The sequence below is a fragment of the Chengkuizengella axinellae genome (genome assembly GCF_030730905.1).
GTDB lineage: Bacteria > Bacillota > Bacilli > Paenibacillales > KCTC-33759 > Chengkuizengella > Chengkuizengella axinellae.
Window position 1 is genome coordinate 1 of record NZ_JAVAMP010000026.1, and the last position, 21,881, is coordinate 21,881.

The window sequence follows — 21,881 nt, forward strand, 5'->3', positions numbered from 1 at the left end:
CTTTTGATTCTTGTGTCCCATCACCCGCAACGTATATGCCTTTATCTACTGCAAGAGCATTTTTTCCTGTATTACCTGTTATTTCTGAATCGTGGGGAGTGTAAAAATAGTTATAGTAATCCGCATTAAAATTTACCACACTTGAATTTGATCCCTGCACTAGAACAGTTGTATTGTATCTTCCAAGACCTGATGGATAAGTCTTAAAATCCACCCCTGCAACCGTTCTAGTCCTGAACGTCATTTCTTTACTATCAACAGGAAAATAAAATTCTAAGAAACCTAAATCCTCACGTTTTCCCTCGGTTGGTGGCTCAGGTAATTCAAACTCTGTACCTGCTGGAATAGTGTTTAAATACCCATTTACGTTGAGTACGGTGTCGGAAATCATCTTAATTTTATTAGGTTCAGATAAATCAAAATCAGATAAGCTTAAAAACCCACTGTGGGCTGTGTTTCTAGTTACTTCAGTTTGTGAATCCTTTGCCTTTGCTTCTGCTAAATCTGCTTTCTCCTGGGCTCCTGTGGGTGTCTCTGCTCCAATCTGTTCAACCGTTACATTGTGTGGATTGGTTTTATTATTTTCATGGTCAATCACTTGTGTTTCTAGTTCTCTATGCTGTTCCAAAGTAGGGTTCACGGTTTGTTGAATCGTTGCAGATACTTCAGCATCATTACCAGTGAAAATAATTAATGTGATTAACTCCTCAAATACATCAGGTCCGTTACTCGGTGGTAAGTGATCGGCTTGATCTCCTGCATTCGCTACACTGTATAGTATCTCTCCCTTATCAGGATCGTTAGCAAACAAACCAATTTCACGTATAAATGAGCCGTTAGGATTATCCTGGTTTACTAGAGTTGTTTTGACCTGTACTTTCCCGTCACCTAAATTGTCTAATTGTTCAATTTCCAAAGTAAATGTTTCATTTATGAGCTCAGTTAAATCAACTAAACTCCCTACTAATTCACCATCACCAATAGCAATTCTAGTAAAATTTAACGCTGTCCCTGCTTGGACTTTTCCTTGTAAATCTATCCCATCATTGGTTAATTTCATGCCGTCAAAACTTGCCATTAGCTCACCCCTTCCTGGTACACCGTAACATTACGTCTAGTGTGTATTGCTGTACCTACATAAACACTTTGTGTTGTATCTCTCGCTATTTCTAAAGCTTCCAACCATGCACTATTACGCTTAACTGAATTAATAATTTTTGCTAGTTCAATTAGTTTGTTTGGATCCGAAACAACTTTTCTAGTTGTTACTCTAAAATGGTAAGGGGCTCCACCGTACTCATACCATTCTGAAACTACAGCATCATCAAAAGCAGCTTTAACAACCTCCTCAATTACGGAGGCAGTTCCTTTTCTTCTATGCCATGCAGCAGAATTTTTTACTAGTTCTCGTTTAACCTCAACGGGTGATGATGGATCATAAAAATCAACATTTTCTTCTTTGGCTAATTCATCAATCATAGCTTCACTCTGTAAATCAATATTTTTATATAAAAGTAATTTAGGAATGACATCATTGATCTGTTGTATTTGAGAGTCAATGGCTTGAGCCGCAGCATGTACTTTTACATCATGTAATAGATTAGGAGGTAATACGTCCAAAAGGTTCATCAATCAATACCTCCGTAATTTATTAAAACGGTATTACAAACGGCAATTTGTGTATTTTCAATGCTTGTGTATATCGGACTAACTACGTTAGCCCTTTCAGCTCCTGCGTTTAATACTAATTTCGTTAGTTCAGAAGGGTTAATGCTTCTACCTAACTTCGATTGTTGCCACTCAATGTATTGGGAAACCGCATCATTGACACGATTTTGTATATTTTGAACATCAATTTCATTTTCTCGGTCAATCCAATAGGTTAAATCAACATCAAAACTTACATTCTCAGGTGAAACCACTTGAACAAAATCTGTTAATGGTCTAATTTTCTTGTCATTAAGGACTTCATGAATACTATTTATAACCTCTGTTGTGGCTCCACCTTGAATTAATGGGATAATTTCAACCACTCCTGGACTTGGGCTGTGTACAGTAACATCTATAATGTCTTTACTTGCTGTTTTTGCCCAAAAGTCATAAGCTCCAACAGGTCCAGCGGTAGAAAAAGACTCAGGAGCTTGATAAATTCGTTCTCTGTAAGCATCGTCGCCCTCTTTTTCCGTTCCACCTGCACTTTCAGTCGTGTTATTTGCTGTAGCGACATAAGGTAAAGGGTCCACAATGAGGTTAATTTGACCAGGTAAATAACCATTTCCAACAGTCCCAACTTCCAAGCATTCACATTGTACTGATGCAGACAAATCCCCTGCGATTATTTCCACATTCTCAGTTAATTCAAAAAATAATGTTCCATCAGGTGACACCCTCAAGCCTTTTGGAATAACTGTGACATCAGGACGTGATGCAGATAAGTTAAATTGTACGGTTGTTTGTGCTGCTGTTGCTGGAAGTCGCTGCGTTTCTACCCTTGCACCAATATGATCTAACTTATCACCCGTTGCGTAACGTAATAGATTTTGCTTCGCTGTCTCATTTATTACGTTACTTTGCTGCACGATAATATTAGCTATAGACAATAAAAAAAGCTGTACCGGATCACCAGGATACAACTTTTTCTCTGCTAGGGATTCATACATGGTTATAATATTATCTTTGATACTATCAACATTCGTTTCTAAAAACTCTATATTAGGAAGTTCAGTTACACTCAAAACTCCACCCCCTCTTTTAAGTTCACTTTTACAATAGGGATTAATTTACCCTCTAACCTATTTTCATGAAATTGTACTGACTCAACATTTACTCTTGGTTCATATTCCTGGATTGCATTTACAATCTCATGTGTTAATTTAGCTTTCACAATCTGAATAGGACCATCTAAAGAGGTTATATCCAATCCAAACCCACGATCTAAAGGAACCGTACCCTTTATTGTTGTAAGGATAGTTTGTATATTTTGGATGATTTCACTTTCTCCTGTGGCTCCAAAATCAATACTATTTTTTGTTGCTGTTATTTCCATTTGCACCACCTCATATATACTCTTTCAATGTGACATCAACGGTTCCAACTAATACATTGCCTTGATTATCGGTGTGTTTCCAAACTTGTGAAACACTATCAATCACCCATTTAAAAGCCCCCATTGGTAATTCTCCAATGATTAATGTTTCAGCTTGTCCGTTTTTACACATCACTAAGAGTTTAGTCATTTCATCTCTTGGATTCATCCCATGTGATACATCAAAACGCATCTTAAAGGTGATTGAGTCTCTACCAGGTCCGATAAACTCAGGTTTAGGATAATCCCCTATAATATTATGTTCAGCCCATCTTGCTTGAGTATTACGGGTAAAATCTTGAAATGTGCGTACATGTTGATCTGACACCTCAAAAACCACATCACCAAAGGTTCCTATCATTCAATCACCCCAATCCAGTACCCTTGTTCACCATTTCCCAAAAAGAGACAAATTACTGTATCATCTACCTTTGGTATTTCAAACTGAGTATACTGGTCAAGTTTAAAAGGCGGTTTAATGAATTGAAGCCAACTAGATACCTGATGATCCAGGTCAGGGAAAGTTGCACGAATCAATTTCCTTGACTCAATTACCTCAGATACTATCCCAACCCTTAACATTAATACCCCAACACCTTTCGTATAGTAATAGAAGTTGAATATCCATCTTTCACAACATGTTTCGCTGTTTCTATAAGGTATTTACCGTTAAAGTCACCCATTCCATTTACATTTATAGTTAGTCCTTGCTGTAAATTAACGTCACCCATCAAGCTTATTTTTCCTTTTACAGCTTGCTTGTTTTTCTCCCTTAGGCTTTTTTGAGCTAATCGGTAAGCTTCATTATTACTACTTACACGTTCATTCAGTTTTAATACTGGTCCATTAGGGGCATTAGGAGGTTTATACGTCGCTAAGTAAGTTTTTCTAACCCTAGTATCATAATAAGAAACCTCACAAGCACTATATGAAGCATCAATTAAAGTACTATCAAAAGAATAAGAGAGGATATATTGATCCCCTCTTGTTAAAGTTTTAATTGGATTCGTTTGTTCAAGTCTATATTCATCAAATAATACTAGTTTTTGATCTGTCACCTTTGTTGTAATCCCGTATTTTTGGGAAGTTTGTTGTAAAAATGATAAGTCACTTTGTTGATTTTGATTCACCCTATCATATAGAGGGTCAAAATCCAGTTCCAACACCTGTTTTAACCCTGCTGTTCCTGCTATATCCCTGCCTATTTGAGTTAGATTTACATTTTCCCAGGCTTTTGTTTTTAACTCTCTGCGAATACTAGAATTTGCAGGAATAGAAGTGGCTTTAATGATTACAATATCAGGTTTACCACTAACATTAACGGTGTCCACTTCAAAGGTTCCACAATTTAGTTTTTCTTCTGTGCCCTCATATTTACGGTTCAAAACTACAATCTCAGCTTTGATTCTATCCCCTTTTTGTGGCATCCAACTAGATACCCACAAACCTTCCCTATCCTGTAACTGAAGTTGCAAATCATCAGCTAAACCCGTGCCATTATCAATAAAATTAAAACTAAGCATGTTTTCTTGAATATCTTGTGTAATGTTTTTACCTTCATAGATGATATTAATTTTTGTTTGTCTTGGTTCCATTTCATTCACACTCGTTTCCAGGGTGGAAGGTTTGTGTTTTCAGTTTCTACTTCAGGAACATTTAATGTAATCCCTGCTGTAAATATCGTAGTTTCCATGTGTTCTGTATTCGCTTGAATCAAAATAGACATGTTTGATTCAGTCCCATACATTTTGTATGATATAGAATCCCACATGTCACCTTGGATAGTTGTATATTGTCTCACTCATACACCAACCTTTCTTGATCCTTCGCAATTTCTTCAAGTTGAGCCATCAGACTATCACGATCATTTTTTAATGCTCTCTCTGCTTGTACTTGAACATTATTAGAATCACTGTAAATGGTTTGATTAGGGCTATACGTTAAATAAATATTGTTCCCACCTCCACCACGTCCCATCATCTGATTAGCAGTATCCAAGAGTGCGTGTGAGCGTGGTTTGTTATTCATAGGTAAAACCATTTCAGTGTCCCCACCTTCACCAATCCAAGCTAATTCAGGACGTGTAATCATGCCACCTTCAGCATAACCGTTTAATTGTCCATATTGAGAAGTTACAGCACCAAATTGACCATTATACATGCTATTTAGTTTTTCATTTACCACTACATCTATATCAATTTTTTTATAGTCTTCTAATAAATCCATTTCATCATTTAGTTTTTCAATGTCAGATATAGCTTGTTCAAAACGTGACTTTTCTTCTTTTGTTAATTCCTTATAAGCTTTTGCCTGTTCTTCAATCGATCCACCAAGGTCCATTTCAATGATTGATTTTTGAGCTTTGTACAAAGATTCCAAACTATTTTCTGCTGTATACAATTCCTCTGACTTTTCATTCATGTTGGAAATTAATTCTTCATAATCTCCACTCAGTCTTTCCATTTGTTCCTCAAAGTCATGAGGGTAAGCAACTTTGTACCCATGATCTCTACCAATGTTGTTAGCTTTATTAAGAATTTCTTGAATTAGATTGTCATTTTGTTGTGATGGCTCCATTTGCATTACATCATATAATTGAAGATACAACTCACCAAAACTGTCCACTACAGGCTTTAGTTCTTTTCCCTTTGTTTCTAACTCAGAAATGCCTTTTTCGAGATCTGAGATTTCACTAGTTAACTCAGGTATTTTAATATAGCTGCTAGATGCTTCTTGTTCCAATCTAATTCGTGCAAGTCGTTCTTCACGGTCAATTTCTTCATCTAGCAAATCTATTTTGTCTTTAATACGTCCACTTTCAATGTCATAATTACTAATGGTGTCAGGGTACATGTCATGAAGAATTTGCTCAAGTTCTGCTAATCTTTCTTTTTCAACTGTTAAATCTTTACTTGGATCAACGTTCCTTCTAACAGCTTCACTAAGATTTTGGTATTCAGTGACTAATTCTCTTGTTTCACCTGTTTTTTCAGTCACTTCTTCATATTGACCAATAGCAACCTCTAAATCATCACCCATGTTAATTAACGCTTGTCGTGCTTCTTCCTGGTGTTTCTTATATGCCATCACTCCAAAAGCAAGACCACCTACGGCAGTAGCAGCAATCCCAACAGGATTAGTTAATAATAAAGATGCTGCACCAAACTTTCCAGCTGTAGAAGTAGCCCCTAAAATACTACTCGTGATATTCTGAAACCCTTTAGTTATACCCACAACACTTTTACCTAATATAGCAGCAGGAACAGCTAAACCTATCAACTCTAACGTTTCTTGGTTCTCTATCATCCATTCAGCAGCATCTTTTAAAACTGGCAATAACTCTTCACTGTAAGGTAATATGATTCCCGTCATTAACTGATGCCCTAGTTTTTCATATTCGTGACCAACCGTATCATATTTTACAGCTGCAATTTCTTCCATCGTGTCTTTCGTTTGATCAAATTGACTACGGACATTTGTCATACTCTCAAATACAGTGAGTTCCAAATCCTCAAATGGGGTCCCCATGAGTGCGAAACCTATTTCATTCTGTTTAACAGAATCTTGAACAGACAAGATGGAATTTACAATATCGTCAAATGCTTTTTCGGCTTCTGGACCACCTGAACCAATCGTTTCCATCATTGATTGAGCGTCCATGTTCAATTCTTCAAATGCCTCAATAGTTGCTTTTGATCCATCGGTGGATTTAATGTTAAATTCCTTCACTAAATCCCCAATTTTGTCTAAATTAAATGCTCCTGCTTCAAGACCAGATCCAAACATATCAAACATTTCATTTGCACTAAACCCTAGTGCTGCAAAATGTGGGGCATACTCATTCGCACTATCCAGTAATTCATTTGATTTATTTAAGCCATTTTGAGCACCTTGAGCAAGTAAATCATAAGCATCTTCAGAAGTTGTTCCAAACTGTTTCATTAACGTATCAACGGTTTTTATGGATTCGGGAACATCCTCTTTGAATACATCACGAAAAACAATGGCTTGTTTTGCTGTGTTTTCCAGTGTTCCCCCCGTTTGATCTGTAATCTGTTGGACTGTCGATAAAGTTTCAGTTAAATCAGTGAAGCTTTCCCCTATGTTTTGGTTATACAAGTTTTTCATAGAGGTTTCTATAGCTTGCATTTCTTCTACTGTTTGCCCTGTCGCAGCTTGTAATTGTTTTAATGATCCTTCATATTCAAATGTTGTACCTACAAGATCCGTCAAGCTCTCAGCAGCCGTTGTAATTAAATGATAAGCCCCTGTATATTCCGCAACCCGTTTTAATGTATTTCCAAATCCGTCTGTTTCTCTGTCCAGGTTCCGTAATGAACGTTCGGCATCTTGTATATCACGGTCAAAACGTCCCATATGATTAGAATTAGATAGCTGTCTGAGCTCTTTTTCAATGTCTCTAATACTATCATTAGCATCACCAAAAGAACGCTTAAAACTGGATTCTAGTTCCCCGTTGAGCTTAAACGCTATTTCATATTCTTTACCTCGTCTTGACACCCTTCCCCCTCCTCTCCTGGATACTTATAACTCTTTTTTCCCACTCAAATAATTCTAAAATTGAGAGTGAGAGGAAGTAAGGTATCTGCGTATGTGTAACTATAGAAAGGGAAGTTACAACTTCCCTAATATCAGTATTATTTAATCCGAACCTAACAAAAAACGTTGTGCCCTCAATGTGACTTTTGAAAAATCAGAGGCATTCAATTTTTTAATCAATTCAATAGGAACATTTGCAGATTTCGCAGCCACAAAAGCTTGATACGCCTTATCTGTTTCCTTTACTAGAGCTCGGTCACTTTCTGTTGCGTTATATTGTCTGGCACAAGCAAGTATATCTTCACCTGTCAGTGAATCAAAATCTAATTTCAATTCCTTATACTCTTTTTCTTCGAATTGAATAGACTGACGTAATTCAAAAACGTTAGCCTCTTGATTTTTCTTATTTTTTTGTTCACTCATTGTCTATATTCCTCCTATATTGATAAATTCTTTCTTACATTTTCCAACTGATCTTCACCGTCGATAACACAAATAAAGTTGTATTTATCTATTTCAAGAACCGTTTTACCATCAATTATGATTTTGATGTATGTTACTTCTAGTTCATTGGATGAATCCGTTGTTGATGCAACTGCAAATTTTCCTAAGTCTGCTTTTTTTGGTATGGCTTTTACAGTAATTTTAACTCCAACGTCTTTAGTCTCACCCTTTGCAGGATCATACGCTTGCATATTTCCTCTAAAATCAAGAGAATGTGCTTTTTGTTTCAAAAGTTCTATAGTAGGTGTATCTACTGTTCGCCAGTTTAAACCTACTGTCATACTTCCGAAGTGTCCAATTGTAGGGGTATCAATTTCTCCAGCAATTCCAGCCCCACTAATCGTGTCCGTCATCGCTTCAATCGAAGGTAAAGTAATATCTGTCGTTCCTAAAAAATCAGTACCATCTTTATAAGCTGAATAATTGGTTAATTTTTGAGATATTATCATTTTCCACTTCCTCCCTTCTATACTCCCAATGCACTTGTTAAATACTGTGCATCATATTCGATTTCAAAACTAATTTCTCTAGCTGGTGTCGGTGGAGTTACATATACATGAAATTTAATTTTTCCATCGATGATGTTATCGATAGAATTTTCACTTGCTAAATATTGAATATTTCCACCTAAGATATACCCCCCTGATCTTAATCCGTTGAACCAAATGTTAATACCATCTGTAATGGATTCTATTAATCTGTTTGTGATAGGACCATCAAGCTTATTCCAGTAAGTTAAAATAATCGTGTTGCTCATCCAATCAAACATACTTCTAACTGGTATAAAGGCATCTTTTACATCAGTACTGGTCGGATATGCTGCTGTTCTACTTCCCCAGGCTTTAAATCCACCTGAAATATTTATTGCTGTCATGATTCCCTGACCATTCAAGGCATTTGCTTGATCTATTCCCAAAAACATAGGTGTTCCATCTTTTAAGACAGTCCCATCTGCTTGTAAACTCTTATTACTAGGTGATTCATAAGGAATGTTGTTGTTTTCAGCATTCACCTTGCAAATTACACCTGCTAATTGAGTTGATAAGTGAAATATTTTATCCCCTAAACTAAGCATCGGATAACATAGGATCTGCCTTTCAGATGTCACATTATTGGTGCTTTTCCAAGTTGTTACCCCTGCATAATTCGTTGACGTATCTACATCAATTAAGGCTAAACATTTAAACTGTCCATTTACACTTCCTGCTTTTGCAAGCATAGCAGCTGCAACAGTAGATTCATGTGAAAACCCAGGTGCTAATATTAATGATGGTACGATACCAAAACGAGGAAATACTTGGTCTACAAGTTCCAATCCTGTTTGTTTTCCGTCAGCATCTACATCACCAACAATGTCAGTAGCCGTTGCTGTAGTACCCACGTTCACAAATACAACAGGTGATTGTTGAAACAACTGAAAATGTGAATACATAAACTCACACAACGTATATTTTGTCCAATCATCGTCATATCCAAGTGAGTCAACTGCTTCTGTGTTTGTGTAACATAAAACGGGTTCATTTACTGGTGCATCTGCACTCGGTGCTGTTCCAAATACGACAGGAACCGTTCCACTAACTAACGGTGGGTTTATTGATGTTGGGGATTCTTCAATGGATATCCCATGTTTATATGTCATTTAGTTTTCACTCCTTTAAAAATTCATATTTTCTTCTAGTACTTTTGGTATGATCCATTTACTAATAGACATGCCGAACCACTCGGGGTGTGGTTGTTCTTCAGGAACTTCCCATTTATACGGAAGTTCCATTCTAAATTTATTATCAATGGTTCGTTTTTTAAGTAGTGCTTGACGTACTTTTTCCATTAGATTTAATACGTCATGAAATCCTTGAACATCTTCTGAATACGTTCCAAAGAGCATTTTTATAGTGGTTGTAGACTCTTCCTTTTCATCTTCACCCTCAACCAATCTAACAATGATATAAGGAAATTCGGCTTCAGGTTGATTTCCTTTCTTTGGTGGTAAAAACCCATCAACAATTTGTGGTGTTTTGAGTGTTTTAATATTAGATTCTAGCGTGTAATTTTCAACAACTCCCTCTAAAAACTTACATAAGGACTGTATTAATAATGCTGGTGTCATTTGATCCCTCCTAACCTGTTCATTTCATGATCTAATCGTTTTTTAAACTCCTCTTGTGCCTTTCCTTCAAACCTTGCGTTGACTCCCTCTTGTGACAACATAACAGGTGCAGCAGGACCATATTTTTCTTGAATCGGTAATCTTTTTTTACCTAATCTTGCAAATACTCCAATATGTTGACCAGCTCTAGTAACAAAAGCACCCGTAATAGGTTTAAATCTCCCTTTTTTAACGGATGCTCTTAATACTTTTGGTTGTCTTTTTGGTGGTTTGGACGGTCTAGTTTTAAAATTAATTAAAGGGGTGTTACCTCCTCTTGAAGTTAATCTAACATTTAGATTATTCCCTTTTGCACGTCCAAGACGTAAAGTTTTATTGATGTCTTTGGCTTTAATTGTGTAAGTGTCTCTTACTTCTCTAACGGCTGCTGTTTTGGCACTTGAAGCCGCACGATTTAAAGCATTAGAAACGGCTTTGGGTACACCTTTTTGAACCTTGTTGAAGTGTTTTTTTACATCTTTAAGCTCGTTAGGTATTTTTACTTTCATACTCGATTCGCTTCTAACGTAATAACTAAAATCCCGTTATCATTGTGTACAGGTGGTGTAACTGTATACGGTTCCCCATCCACATTTATTGGTTCCTCAATAGCGGGTGTATAGCCAAAATCTTCTTTTCTTACATAGAGTTTTATTTGAGAAGTAAAAACCCTCTCGGCATAATCAAGAGGGTTATCATTTAAAGTATTAGATTCAATAATGACAGTCATATCTTTTCCGTTAATTTCGTGAGTCTCGCCAAATTCATCAAGATTTAAAAATACTTTATTGTCCTCCTGGATCATCTCCTTTAGATTCATCCTCTTCAGCCTCCTTGAGCCATTTCTCCAACATATCTAAAGCTGTTTTTCTCGGCTCTTTTTTAGCTTTCTCCTTCTTCAATAGTTCTTCTACATCTTCGATATATTCAACAGTCTTTAGAAACTCTTTTATTTCATCAACAATCATTTCAGGTGCAGTATCATTTTCAACTGGTTCAGCAGAAACAAAATGAGCAACCTTGTTATCTACCAAGCGCTGCTCATCTTTTTTAGGAATATCATGTATTATGATTCCTGCATCATATGCCTTTCCGTTATGACGTATCGCCCAATCTGATTTAATAGGCATATTATTGCACCACCTTAGCTACATACCAAGAGTCTACTTCATGTGGTACTGGTAAAGGTCTACTATTAATTTGCAAAAATCTAGCTGAAGGTCTTTTTTGCACCCATGAATCAGGAATTCTTGTTCCTTCATATGTTACAAAATTATTGCTATCATCTTTAATGATAGTTACAGCGCCATACAACATAGAAGAACGAGCACGAGTCGAACCAATCAATAGCGTGCCTTCTGGAACCATTGGTTTTTCTGTATGATTTTTCGGATCTGTTTCTGTGTCTAAATACCATTCATCATAACTATAAATATCTAGCCCTAAAGCTGAAATAGATCCAATGTAAGTTACTCCATTCGGTAATGCTTGTGGATTGATTTGACCAAGGATAATTCTTCTATTATCTAGCATTTCTTTCATTTTAGGATGTTTAATAAATACATCCACTACATCGCTAGCCATAATGACTCGATCTGGTGTGATACCTGACTTTTGAATAATGGATAGCCTCCAGTTTTTTAAATCTGCATATGGGTCAGAATTCGGATCATCCCAGCTATCACCACCTGATAGACTGATTTTATTTGTAAAGTCATAATCAAGAATTTGGTCAACTCCCTCACCAATCATATGAATTTGACCACTAAATAAAGCCTGTGACACCATCCATTCTTCTCTACGAGTAATCATTTCATCTAGCTCCATTAAATCATGAGCCATCATTTCAGCTTGTCTTTCATCTGGTGTCGTTCCACTATAAACATGTTCCCCCATAGTACGTTGAGTTAGATCTTCGGCTGTGATTACTCTCTCAGGTTGAATCATTGGTGGTGCAAATGTTTTAGTATTGAATCCTTCTCTTTCCATAACCTTTCCTGCAATGCGTGGAGAAACAAAAGGAGCCATCTTTCTACGCCCCTTGTAATAGTCAACATCTACCTTCTCAGTTGTAAAAGTACGTGTGGTTGTAAAAAATGTATCTTTTAAATATGTTCTGACTGGTTTCATTTGTTTAATAGCTTCTAACATTGTTCGTGGATCATATACACTAATTAGTGACATTTAAAATCCTCCCTATCCTATTTTTTTAATAAAAATCCCTAAGTCTCTAAGTGTTTGACGGTGTGTGTCTGCTGTATCTGCTCCACCAAAAGTAAGTTTGTCCTCATTAAATTCACCTGTTAAATAAACAACTGCTGGCATTTCTCCATTTGTAGCATCTATATCATCTGTTAAAATACCGTATGGTCGTTGGGAACCATCACCTTTTGTGGAATCTACTAACACAGCTTTCTTATCTGCACTGACTAACCCCAAAACAGAACCACGTATATAAGCAGATCCGCTTTTCAACGTAACTGCTATTGTAGTTACGTTTTGTTGACCACCAGCTACAAGATTTTCAAACTCTTTGGAACCAAGATTATTTACTAATTGTTCTGGCATTACTCGTTCCCTCCTCGAATTTTATTCATGGCACTAGCGATTAACGAACCCTTCTCTTTTGCCTGTTCATCTTCTGTCTTTTCATTGTTTGGTGGATCTTGAGGAATCACACTTTTTAAACCTGAGTTTTTCACATCTTTTTGTAGATTCTTCAAATGATTTTCTCTTTTAGCTGCTTGATGATTCAAAATTTCCATTGCTGTTGTTTCTGCTGAATCGAATGTTTCATATTTTGCTTTATTGATTATTTCCTCATTACCTGGACTATTCTTATTCATAGTATCTAGCGCTTCAATTCTTGTTCTTTCCTGTTCTGCTCCTTGTTGAATAACTTGGTTGTAGATGTCAGGGTATTCATTTTTCAATTCTTCTGCATTGTTCACTTTTGCTTTCTTCCCTTCTTTTTGATTTGTTGGGGTTGTGTTTTTAACCTTCGGTTTCTCTTGTTCAAGTTTAGGTGCATTCATGAATTTAGATAAATCCATGTTTACACCATTCACTGTAGCGACAGCTCCCATCATGCTAGCGGAAACCGCACCATCTTCTACTTCATCAGCAAAACCTTTCTCAACTGCCTCATCAGCAGACATCCAAGTTTCTTTATCCATCATTTCAATAAGTTCCTCATTGCTTAATCCAGTACGATCTGAATAAATAGGTAATAAAGAATCCCTAATCTGGTCTAAAAAATCAGCTACTTCCCTAAAATCTTTGGATTCTCCACCCCATAAACTTGTTGCAGGGTTATGAATCATCATCATGGAACCTTTAGACATAACAATTTTGTCACCAGCCATTGCGATAATTGAGGCTATAGATGCAGCATAACCTTCGATTCTTACGGTTATGGATGCTTGATGATTTTTAAGTAAGGAACGAATAGTCAAACCATCAAAAACACCACCACCAGGACTATTAATCAAAACAGTAATTTCTTCTAAATCATCCCCTAAATCTTTGAGGTCCTTTGAAAATTGTTTTGGTGTAATGGATTCACCCCACCAACTAGCCCCAATTTCACCATAAATACTGATTTCAGCGCTATTCTTCGCTGAATTTTTGGTCATCTTCCAGAACTTGTTCACTTTTCTCACCTCCCTCTGTAGACAATCCTGCTTCATCTCTCATTTTCTTTTCTCGTACTAATTGACGGTGATTCATTTCAAAATCTCCACCGATTAATTCTGCTGTTTCTCTTTCTCTTGTGCTAAACCCATTAGTAACACGTTTTTCTGCAGCGTTCACTTCTTTTAATGGGTCGATTTGCCCTGGGGATGGTCCATGCCATTCAGCTTTCGTGTAAGCTTTACGAATAACAGGATCATCAAAGAAACCTGGCGCATGTATACGACCTTTTGCAACAGCTTCACCAAACCATTCATCATAAATCGGTTGGCAAAAATCTGAAGCTAACCAAGTTCTACGCATTCTAAATGATTTCCAAGCTTCCAATAATGCTGCTCTACTTGCTGAATAACTAGCTGTGAAATGTTTTACTAAGAGTTCGTATGGAATTTCTAATGCTGCACCAACTTGACGTAAAATAGCAGTAACAAAAGTATCAAAAACCGCATTTGGTCTACCAGGATTCGCTGTCTCTATTTTTTCACCAGGTAATAAGTTAATGATAGAACCATTTCCTAATTCTAGCGGTTCTTGGTTCTCGCTTTCTGTTTGTTCACTGTCTGAATCAATATCATTTTCTAAAAGCTCCCCTGTTTCACTATGAACAAACACAGTAAATAAACCAGACACTACAGCAGCCATCAATTCTGCTTCTGTATATCGCCCGATTTGTTTTAAAGATTCTATAACAGGTGCTAAGATTGGAACCCCTCTGCGTTGTTCTGGTCTTTCTGACTCCATAAGGTGTAATACATTTCTTCTTCCTGTTGATTCTCCAAACACTTCAACTCTTGACCATTCTTTTTTTTCTGTTGAACTACCTAAAGGGTGTTGATTTACAAAATGGTAGGCTCGGACAGTGCCGTTAACATCAACTTCAACACCGCCTTGTATGTCTTTGTTATCCTTTTTCTCAGGATCACAACATCGATCTGCTTCAATTACACGAACTCTCAAGTCATAAATACTGTTTTGGTCTTGAATTAAAGGCAATAAAGTAAAGCAATCCCCCGACATCAACTGAGATAAGTAAGCTAATTGTTGTAACTCATAAAAATTATTTAAGCCCATGACATCACAAACCTTGGAGTCAGCCCATAAATCAAATTCCCTCTCAATGGTTCGCTTTAATTCTTTGGCTTCTTCTTCACTTAATCCCAGAAATTCAGCATCAAATGATGGCTTTAACTTTAAACCTGTGCCAACAACATTCGTTCGTGAAGTTTTGAGTGCCCCTGTCGCTAACGCTGCGCCACCCATAAATAAATCCCTTGAACGCTGACGTAAAGTGTCTAGATTTTTAATAACGTCCTCATTGGTTGATCCGCCTTTAAAATTCCATCCAAACATTGATTTTTTTGTCCTGCTGGCTCCATGATTCCCATAACCTGAGTTTAGAATGTTTAATTTATGTCTCGCTTCCTGCCTTTTAAGAGCTGTGTTTGGTGAAACAACAGCAATTAAACGATCTAAACGGTTCATCAGTCTATCGGAACAATGCGTCTAACTCTTCTTGGATTCTTCTCTAGTTTTTTAACTTCTCTGCTCCAGAATAAGATTTGTTTACGTATTTCATTCAAATCCGCCCTCCTTAACTCTCTTGAACCTATGCGGTAAGATTGTCCAGTGGAAACAGCTAATTCAGCTTTTAACCATGACTCTAAATGTGTCTTTGCTGTATCTATCGTCCAACTCATGTTCCTTTCACCTCATTCTCTTCCTAAATCTTGTAATTTTTTGATAGAATAATATAAACACCTACAGAAAGGAGATGTATTAATAATGGATAATAATCAGATTCACGACTTAACCATGTTCTATTTAAGTAAAAACACCCCAGATATCAACACTCCTGAAGAATTAGCTGAAAAATATCGTGATGTTCAGGCTAAAATTGAAGCGACATTAAATCCTCCTAAAAAAGTAAGTACTTCTAAAAGAAAGTACGGGGTTGTAAGTCGTGGGATTGATCTTTAGCCCTCGTATTCTTTATACACATAAGTACAATGATGGATTGTCTCTTTTGCAAGGTCTAACACTTTGATGGCTTCAAATACGGTTAGACCTTGTTCCCCTAAATACTCTGCTATGCTTTGCACTTCTTCAGTGTAGTCTTTTGCTGAGACACTATTCACACCTATACTTATACGACTTCGTTCACAAAAATCCGAGATGCTAGCTCCTTTATTCTCAGTGACCTCATTCAATTTCTTCACCTCCTTCTAAGTAATCCCTTTACTCACTACTCCATATTTCCTTTTAGGCTTTCTTTTTGTTGGTTGTACATCATCCAAATTAGGATTTAACAATTCAAGTGCTGCTGTAGCGTAATTCCTTAAATCTAGTGGTTCATTATTAACTCCACCCTTTTTAATCCATTCAATTTTAGGTCTACCTTTGTGTATTCTTACAACTCGTTTCTCACTAGTAATCCCTCTGAAGTATTCCTCGTCATATCCTTTATCTGCTTGTCTTGGATAATGACAATATCCTGGACCTTCAAAATCCTTTTTTAACCGAGACATAACCAGTTCTTTTCCACCATCTACACCAATAATAAAAAGAGCGCATTTCTCACGTTTAGTACGTGTCATACGCCCTACAAGTGGAACTCCATCCCCACCTTGACCTTTTATTGCAAATATTCGTCTATGTTCTCGTTTCTTACAGAATCTATAAACTTCTGTTGTGTAATGACCACCAGAGTCTATACATGTACAAGAAATTTTAATTCCTGTCTGATCTTCTTTGAACCATGTTCGTGAAAGGAAGTTATCCAATTCATTCCAAACTGCTGGCTCTGCAGGGTCACCATAAAACCGCCTGTACTCAATTCCCCAAGACTCTTTTCCTGCTCCCCATCCTACTACTTCACATTCAAGTCTATCCCCTTGAACATCAACAGAAGCAGTTAACACCTTTACCTTTTTAGGAATGTCACAACCATAATCCTCTCTTCGTTTTACAAGAGCATCTTCATCTAATTGCTCTCCTTCTTCTTCCCAAGTTTCACCTAAAGAAGTGTTCACCCATGCTTTTAACATTTCTGGACCACCTTCTTTAGCTACCTTAAAGTCCTTAATGATTTCATCCCAACGTTTCCAAGGACTCACTAACTCATTCAAATGGAACCCTCGAATAGATTTATTAGAATCTGGACTTTCTGAAACCCATTTCCCTTTGCTTGACTTCCACTCAAATTCATTATGCAAAGATCCACAATGTTTACAAGCCATCAACACACCATCAAATTTGATTTGCCCCCATCGTAAAGGTTGATATTCTTTACAAGACGGACAAGGAAGATACCAATGTTCCTGCGTACTATTCATAAAAGCCATTTCTATTCTACTAACACCTTTTACTGTAGGAGTTGAAACAAATATCTTTTTCTTATTCCAAAATGTTGTTGTACGTTTTTCAGCTAAAGTAATTGGATCTCCTTCTGTTCCAGCACTTGCAGGAAAACGGTCAACTTCATCTGCAAGCAGTATTCTAATAGGTCTACTTGCTAAACCTGAAGGAGAATTAGCCCCAACCATTGTTACGTGACCACCAGAGAATGATTTGTGCAACATGGTATTACCACTATCTCGACTTTTAGAATCAGATATTTTCCCTTTTAAGGCTGGTGAATCTCGAAGCATAGGTGCTAGCCTATCTTTAGAAAATGTTTTTGCCATATCTACGGTTGGCTGCATCACCATGATTGGTGAAGGGTCATAATCAACGAAATACCCTATCGTATTCAAAATCAATTCAGTCTTTCCCACCTGAGCACTACTCATTATCGCAATTGTGTCTACCTCTGGATCATTCACAGCATTCATTATTTCCCTTTGATAAGGTGCTCTATCTGTTCTCCACTGACCAGGTTCAGAGGATGATTCAGAGGAAAGTCTCCTATACAAGTCAGCCCAATCAGAAACGTTTAAATCAGGTGGAGGAGCTACAACCTTAGCTATTTTTTTGAACATCTTTGTTGTAACAGTCATTGTTTTCCTCCTTTCTATGTTTCTTTAATTACAAGCGCATCACTACTTTGTGAATAGAAAACTTCTGCATCATACTCAGATAATTCACTCAATGTCTCATGCACCTCTTTCTTTAATACATCTTGAATAACAGCTAAATCAGTTTGACCAATAATTCTTGGTGCGGCTTTACTAGGGATGGATAAGGTCCTCGCACGAAAAGCACCCAACATATCATTCATCACTCGCTGAATATCACTTGAACGGTGGAGCTCACCACGCATGATTTGTAATTCTAGTTCCGTTTTTTCCCTTCTTGCTTTTGTCCACTTTGCTTCCTCTTCTGTTTTATCCAGCTCAGCTTCTTCCATTTCCTGCTCTTTAATATAGGAGATATAAGATTGAATAGATGCTGGCAAATCGTATTTACCATGTGAAACCCTAATCAATATTCCTTCGTTTGCTAGTTGTTGAATTCGCCTTGCACTCAGACCTAGAATTTCGCAAATCTCCTTAGTTGATACTTCTATGTTTTTTTGTCTCTTCCCCTTATCTGACAAGGGTTTCACCACCTTCCAAAAAATTATTTCCCAAGATTCAAATGCGAAAACGAAATGACCTTTTTTGCGTTGAAACTAGACAGATTTCGGGCTCAATCGCACCCGCACTTATTCAAAGTCCCCAAAGTACCTTGATTTTCTGGGGTTTATGCTTTCCCATGATCACTTGTAAACATACTCAAACTTATTTTCACTTACTGGTAGCAATCTAAAACAGTCTTCAATATTAATAACACCCTCTGCATCTACCGCACCAACATACACCCTTCTTTTCTTAGAGTCCGTTGTGAAATACTCCTCAGTCTCTTCATACAATGTAGCCTTGAATTCTTCTCCTTCTTTAACTTCAGCTACAACTCCCTTGACTTTATTGGTTACAGTAAAACTTTCTACACATACAACATAAAAATGCTTCATCTTTCATCAACCTTTCTTTTTTATAGACATAATAAAAACCACTCTCATTGAGAAAGTGGCATATCGTGTATACGTTACATCCCTATCTATTCATAAAATAAGTCTGTTATTTCAAAATTTCCATCTGAATTATCATTATTCACTACAAAATAGACTTTTTTATATATTTTCTGCCCTAATCCATTAGTTAACTCTACATCATATATCAATCTATATTCATCATAGAATTCTCCAGTTTCAAGAGTAAACCATGCATCAGAATCTCTTCGAATACTATACCCTTCGTTTGATCGATAAATAATTTTCATAGTTTCTTTAAAATCATCAAAAGAATCGTAGACTTCACTGAAATAAGATTCATTAAATTCATATATATCGTAGTCTATAGTAACAGGTTCCTTTGTTTCCAATTGGGTTCTTAAATAATCATAACTCAGTACATTAATGAAATCATCAACACCGATACTCTTGTAATCATAAGTACTTTCACCTTTATTAATAGCGCTTAAATATTTATTAACTACATTTTTTGCTTTTGCTTCGGTAGTAAAATAATTTAAGTATATAAAAGTAGATGCTCCTAATATAACAACTATAGATATGATTGATATAAATAATTTCAGCTTTGGTTTATTTTTTGAGGGTGAGAGCTTTGAAGTATTCTCTACACTTGAAGCAACTTCTTCAGAATGTTGGATAAGGTCAGCATCAGAAATCTTATTACCACATCTGTTACAAAATACACTTTTTTCAGATATTTCATTTTCACATTTGTTACAGTGTTTCAATTAAACCCCTCCTAAAATTTCATAAAATATAAATTCTACAAAAGGAAGGATTATCCTCTAATAACTTATTCTCTCTTCAAATACCATTCTGCCTCCCATGCCTACGTTCTTTCCTGTTCCTTGCATGTGGTGTTGAAATGTATGATGTACTTCTAATGAATCTATTCCATAGTTTCTTGAGCATCTACTATCATTCTCCTTTCTATGACTTTGTTATATTTAATTTGCTAATTGGAATAATATAAAAGCAAGTTGTTTGTATTGGTCCTTATTGAGAGTAATCTTGATAAGGACTTTCTCTATTTACGGTGATTATTAACGCTCACCGCTAGCGCTCCCGATCTGTTCCTTAATCGCTGGGATCACGAACAACAGGAGGAGAAAACTGTTGTTTATTTTGGCAGGAACAGAGTGTATATCAATAATGAGTTGTTTACTTGTTTATCATCCTGCTTCCCTTCCCTAGCATCTAGTGGATGATTAATTTCCCAACAAAAAAAAGAACGCGATTTATAGCGTTCTTCTTTGTTAACCTTTATTTACAGCATTGTATCAGGATCTTTTAGATCTAATATCATACCAACTCCCCAAGCTACTAATAAATTAAGTCCGTTATTCTTAATCCCCCATTTTCTTTCGTGTTTTCCAGAATAACCAATATACATTGATTCATACTCTTCGTTAATAAATTTTCTATCAGCTTCCTTGTACACACTAAAATCTAACCCTTTCTCACTACCAAAAGGATAAGTTTTTTCTAACCATTCCACTAAATCCATCTTTTCTATGTGTTCGTATATTTCCTCGATTGAATATTTTTCTCCTTGATCAACCAGATAAGAACATTCTTGAACAAAAGATGATAGACAAAATTTTTTTCTCATGATTTACACGTCCTTTCGTAAGAATAAGTTTCTACAAAAAGTCGTATTTTCCCTTTTTTATAAAAAAAGAGCGCTTATGTGCGCCCTTCCTTTATATCTCATAATATAATAATACTATGGTTTAACCGTCAGTTGACCGTCTAATTACCGTCAATTTACCGTCAATATTTCCACTCTCTTTCTAATACTCCCCAAAGCTTTAATGTGTTAGTGACTGATTCTAAACCTTCTATCAATCTCCGATCAAATGTTTTTGAACTTACAGAGTAAGGCATGAAATTCATAGCTTCTTTGTAGCTGTATCCTCTTAGATGTCTATAGTACATTGCTTTCCGTTCTTCTTCGTCTATAATCAAGGCTACAGCTCTTTCTAATGCTTCAGAGAGTATTTTATATTCCAAGTATATCAACCTTCTCTTCTCGTCAAATACTACAGTGTTAGCAGTCTTATTTGAATAATATTCCTCATCGCTTTCCTTCTTTGCTGTTTCTCCTTCAACATCAGTTTGGTACATGTCAGCAGCATGTTTTTCAAAGTCCTTCATCAAGCTTTTCATGTCAGGGTATTTCTTTAAGTAAAATTTCGTTTGTTTTTTATCTTGTTCAGTGATACTTGGAAATAACTCTATCATTTTCCCCTCACCTCGCTACTCTTTCAAATAAATCCTCTCGTACTCTCGGACGGTAAGAACGTTTCTTCTGACTTCCGATAGTTAGTTGAATTTGTGCATGAGCATCTTTAAGTTCATTGCACAGGCTTTTATGTTTTTTAAAAGTTTTCATAAGGGTTTCTAACTGCTCTATCATATTTTTGGCTTGTCTACGTCTTAAGCGACTTTCTTGCATTTGCTTTGCCAATTTATAACCTTCAGATGCGTTGAAGTTGGTCAGTTCAAGTGCGTGTGCGATATCGTTATATTCAGATTCACAATATGCTTGTTCTTTTCTATAATGCTCTAGTGCTTGTTTTACTTCGTCATATGATGAAATTATTTTTGATGTGATTGAAAGTGGATCTATAGTCATATTTTTACCTCCTTATTTAGTTGTCCCATCCCCTCACTCCTCACGTTTACGAAGCCCTTTTTCAAACCTTTCATTAACCCAACCCGATAACTCTTCAAAACGAAATCCTCGACTACAATTTGGACATGTAGGTATCATTCGTTCACCACGTCTTTTACGGTATTGTCGTTCGAGATTTTTAAATACAACCATATGCGGTTTATAATTAGTGATCTGCTTTCGTTGCTCTAATAGATGTTCTGTC

Annotated in this window: 30 protein-coding genes and 1 pseudogene; 1 reads left to right on the forward strand and 30 read right to left on the reverse strand. The window is 36.4% G+C overall.

The window, feature by feature from the left end; translation table 11 throughout:
* The 21 genes from Q5Y73_RS23845 to Q5Y73_RS23945 all read right to left on the reverse strand — a co-directional run.
* Positions 1–1,078, reverse strand: a 1,078-nt coding sequence (locus tag Q5Y73_RS23845) for a phage tail protein (RefSeq protein WP_503366727.1), incomplete at its 3' end; no start/stop codon positions are given.
* On the reverse strand, positions 1,078–1,629 hold the full coding sequence (locus Q5Y73_RS23850) for a phage tail protein I (RefSeq protein ID WP_305994435.1): 552 nt from the start codon (positions 1,627–1,629) through the stop codon (positions 1,078–1,080). The genes Q5Y73_RS23845 and Q5Y73_RS23850, both read right to left, overlap by 1 nt.
* The gene (locus tag Q5Y73_RS23855) at positions 1,629–2,735 is read right to left on the reverse strand and encodes a baseplate assembly protein (protein ID WP_305994436.1); all 1,107 of its coding nucleotides are present in this window, start codon (positions 2,733–2,735) and stop codon (positions 1,629–1,631) included. Before Q5Y73_RS23855 ends, Q5Y73_RS23850 begins: the two co-directional genes overlap by 1 nt.
* The gene (locus Q5Y73_RS23860; RefSeq protein ID WP_305994437.1) at positions 2,732–3,046 is read right to left on the reverse strand and encodes a GPW/gp25 family protein; all 315 of its coding nucleotides are present in this window, start codon (positions 3,044–3,046) and stop codon (positions 2,732–2,734) included. The genes Q5Y73_RS23855 and Q5Y73_RS23860 overlap by 4 nt, the downstream gene beginning before the upstream one ends.
* Before the next feature lie 10 nt (positions 3,047–3,056).
* Positions 3,057–3,446, reverse strand: a complete 390-nt coding sequence (locus Q5Y73_RS23865) for a phage tail protein (protein WP_305994438.1) — start codon at positions 3,444–3,446, stop codon at positions 3,057–3,059.
* Entirely contained in the window at positions 3,443–3,667 is a 225-nt protein-coding gene (locus tag Q5Y73_RS23870; RefSeq protein WP_305994439.1) for a hypothetical protein, read from the reverse strand. The genes Q5Y73_RS23865 and Q5Y73_RS23870 overlap by 4 nt, the downstream gene beginning before the upstream one ends.
* Positions 3,667–4,680 (reverse strand): phage late control D family protein, encoded by a 1,014-nt coding sequence (locus Q5Y73_RS23875; protein ID WP_305994440.1) that lies wholly within the window; start codon positions 4,678–4,680, stop codon positions 3,667–3,669. The genes Q5Y73_RS23870 and Q5Y73_RS23875 overlap by 1 nt, the downstream gene beginning before the upstream one ends.
* 5 nt (positions 4,681–4,685) lie before the next feature.
* Positions 4,686–4,886, reverse strand: a complete 201-nt coding sequence (locus Q5Y73_RS23880; RefSeq protein ID WP_305994441.1) for a tail protein X — start codon at positions 4,884–4,886, stop codon at positions 4,686–4,688.
* Positions 4,883–7,606: a phage tail tape measure protein gene (locus Q5Y73_RS23885; RefSeq protein WP_305994442.1), complete on the reverse strand. Its 2,724-nt coding sequence runs from the start codon at positions 7,604–7,606 to the stop codon at positions 4,883–4,885. Before Q5Y73_RS23885 ends, Q5Y73_RS23880 begins: the two co-directional genes overlap by 4 nt.
* 141 nt (positions 7,607–7,747) lie before the next feature.
* Positions 7,748–8,068, reverse strand: a complete 321-nt coding sequence (locus Q5Y73_RS23890; protein ID WP_305994443.1) for a phage tail assembly protein — start codon at positions 8,066–8,068, stop codon at positions 7,748–7,750.
* A 14-nt stretch (positions 8,069–8,082) separates the two neighbouring features.
* On the reverse strand, positions 8,083–8,598 hold the full coding sequence (locus Q5Y73_RS23895; RefSeq protein WP_305994444.1) for a phage major tail tube protein: 516 nt from the start codon (positions 8,596–8,598) through the stop codon (positions 8,083–8,085).
* A gap of 17 nt (positions 8,599–8,615) precedes the next feature.
* The gene (locus Q5Y73_RS23900; RefSeq protein WP_305994445.1) at positions 8,616–9,788 is read right to left on the reverse strand and encodes a phage tail sheath family protein; all 1,173 of its coding nucleotides are present in this window, start codon (positions 9,786–9,788) and stop codon (positions 8,616–8,618) included.
* A gap of 15 nt (positions 9,789–9,803) precedes the next feature.
* Positions 9,804–10,256: a hypothetical protein gene (locus Q5Y73_RS23905; RefSeq protein WP_305994446.1), complete on the reverse strand. Its 453-nt coding sequence runs from the start codon at positions 10,254–10,256 to the stop codon at positions 9,804–9,806.
* The gene (locus tag Q5Y73_RS23910; RefSeq protein WP_305994447.1) at positions 10,253–10,804 is read right to left on the reverse strand and encodes a phage tail protein; all 552 of its coding nucleotides are present in this window, start codon (positions 10,802–10,804) and stop codon (positions 10,253–10,255) included. Before Q5Y73_RS23910 ends, Q5Y73_RS23905 begins: the two co-directional genes overlap by 4 nt.
* Positions 10,801–11,115 (reverse strand): hypothetical protein, encoded by a 315-nt coding sequence (locus Q5Y73_RS23915; RefSeq protein ID WP_305994448.1) that lies wholly within the window; start codon positions 11,113–11,115, stop codon positions 10,801–10,803. The genes Q5Y73_RS23910 and Q5Y73_RS23915 overlap by 4 nt, the downstream gene beginning before the upstream one ends.
* A complete protein-coding gene (locus Q5Y73_RS23920; RefSeq protein WP_305994449.1) occupies positions 11,081–11,425 on the reverse strand; it encodes a hypothetical protein in 345 nt (114 codons plus the stop codon). Before Q5Y73_RS23920 ends, Q5Y73_RS23915 begins: the two co-directional genes overlap by 35 nt.
* A gap of 1 nt (position 11,426) precedes the next feature.
* Positions 11,427–12,479: a major capsid protein gene (locus Q5Y73_RS23925; protein WP_305994450.1), complete on the reverse strand. Its 1,053-nt coding sequence runs from the start codon at positions 12,477–12,479 to the stop codon at positions 11,427–11,429.
* A gap of 12 nt (positions 12,480–12,491) precedes the next feature.
* Positions 12,492–12,863 carry a head decoration protein gene (locus tag Q5Y73_RS23930; protein WP_305994451.1) on the reverse strand — a complete coding sequence of 124 codons (372 nt, stop codon included), beginning with the start codon at positions 12,861–12,863 and terminating at the stop codon, positions 12,492–12,494.
* Positions 12,863–13,948, reverse strand: coding sequence for a head maturation protease, ClpP-related (locus Q5Y73_RS23935; RefSeq protein ID WP_305994452.1), 1,086 nt, complete (start codon positions 13,946–13,948; stop codon positions 12,863–12,865). The genes Q5Y73_RS23930 and Q5Y73_RS23935 overlap by 1 nt, the downstream gene beginning before the upstream one ends.
* The gene (locus tag Q5Y73_RS23940; protein WP_305994453.1) at positions 13,905–15,470 is read right to left on the reverse strand and encodes a phage portal protein; all 1,566 of its coding nucleotides are present in this window, start codon (positions 15,468–15,470) and stop codon (positions 13,905–13,907) included. The genes Q5Y73_RS23935 and Q5Y73_RS23940 overlap by 44 nt, the downstream gene beginning before the upstream one ends.
* Positions 15,470–15,685 (reverse strand): DUF6148 family protein, encoded by a 216-nt coding sequence (locus Q5Y73_RS23945; protein ID WP_305994454.1) that lies wholly within the window; start codon positions 15,683–15,685, stop codon positions 15,470–15,472. The genes Q5Y73_RS23940 and Q5Y73_RS23945 overlap by 1 nt, the downstream gene beginning before the upstream one ends.
* An 85-nt stretch (positions 15,686–15,770) precedes the next feature.
* Between Q5Y73_RS23945 and Q5Y73_RS23950 the strand changes: the two genes are divergently transcribed.
* Complete coding sequence (locus Q5Y73_RS23950; protein ID WP_305994455.1) at positions 15,771–15,965, forward strand: hypothetical protein; 195 nt, start codon at positions 15,771–15,773, stop codon at positions 15,963–15,965.
* On the opposite strand, the gene Q5Y73_RS23955 is transcribed toward Q5Y73_RS23950, so the two are convergent.
* From Q5Y73_RS23955 to Q5Y73_RS23995, 9 genes and pseudogenes are all read right to left on the reverse strand, one after another.
* Complete coding sequence (locus Q5Y73_RS23955) at positions 15,962–16,195, reverse strand: hypothetical protein (RefSeq protein WP_305994456.1); 234 nt, start codon at positions 16,193–16,195, stop codon at positions 15,962–15,964. The two genes, Q5Y73_RS23950 and Q5Y73_RS23955, sit on opposite strands and share 4 nt — an antisense overlap.
* 15 nt (positions 16,196–16,210) lie before the next feature.
* Positions 16,211–17,983: a phage terminase large subunit family protein gene (locus Q5Y73_RS23960; protein ID WP_305994457.1), complete on the reverse strand. Its 1,773-nt coding sequence runs from the start codon at positions 17,981–17,983 to the stop codon at positions 16,211–16,213.
* A 14-nt stretch (positions 17,984–17,997) separates the two neighbouring features.
* Positions 17,998–18,522, reverse strand: coding sequence for a hypothetical protein (locus Q5Y73_RS23965; RefSeq protein ID WP_305994458.1), 525 nt, complete (start codon positions 18,520–18,522; stop codon positions 17,998–18,000).
* Positions 18,523–18,684: 162 nt separating this feature from the next.
* Entirely contained in the window at positions 18,685–18,939 is a 255-nt protein-coding gene (locus tag Q5Y73_RS23970; RefSeq protein WP_305994459.1) for a hypothetical protein, read from the reverse strand.
* An 86-nt stretch (positions 18,940–19,025) separates the two neighbouring features.
* Positions 19,026–19,727: a zinc ribbon domain-containing protein gene (locus tag Q5Y73_RS23975; RefSeq protein WP_305994460.1), complete on the reverse strand. Its 702-nt coding sequence runs from the start codon at positions 19,725–19,727 to the stop codon at positions 19,026–19,028.
* A gap of 539 nt (positions 19,728–20,266) precedes the next feature.
* Positions 20,267–20,611 (reverse strand): hypothetical protein, encoded by a 345-nt coding sequence (locus Q5Y73_RS23980; RefSeq protein WP_305994461.1) that lies wholly within the window; start codon positions 20,609–20,611, stop codon positions 20,267–20,269.
* A 161-nt stretch (positions 20,612–20,772) separates the two neighbouring features.
* Complete coding sequence (locus Q5Y73_RS23985) at positions 20,773–21,243, reverse strand: hypothetical protein (protein ID WP_305994462.1); 471 nt, start codon at positions 21,241–21,243, stop codon at positions 20,773–20,775.
* Between the two features lie 7 nt (positions 21,244–21,250).
* Complete coding sequence (locus Q5Y73_RS23990) at positions 21,251–21,637, reverse strand: hypothetical protein (protein ID WP_305994463.1); 387 nt, start codon at positions 21,635–21,637, stop codon at positions 21,251–21,253.
* 33 nt (positions 21,638–21,670) lie between these two features.
* Positions 21,671–21,881 (reverse strand): annotated as a pseudogene (locus Q5Y73_RS23995) (hypothetical protein); the annotation flags it as partial.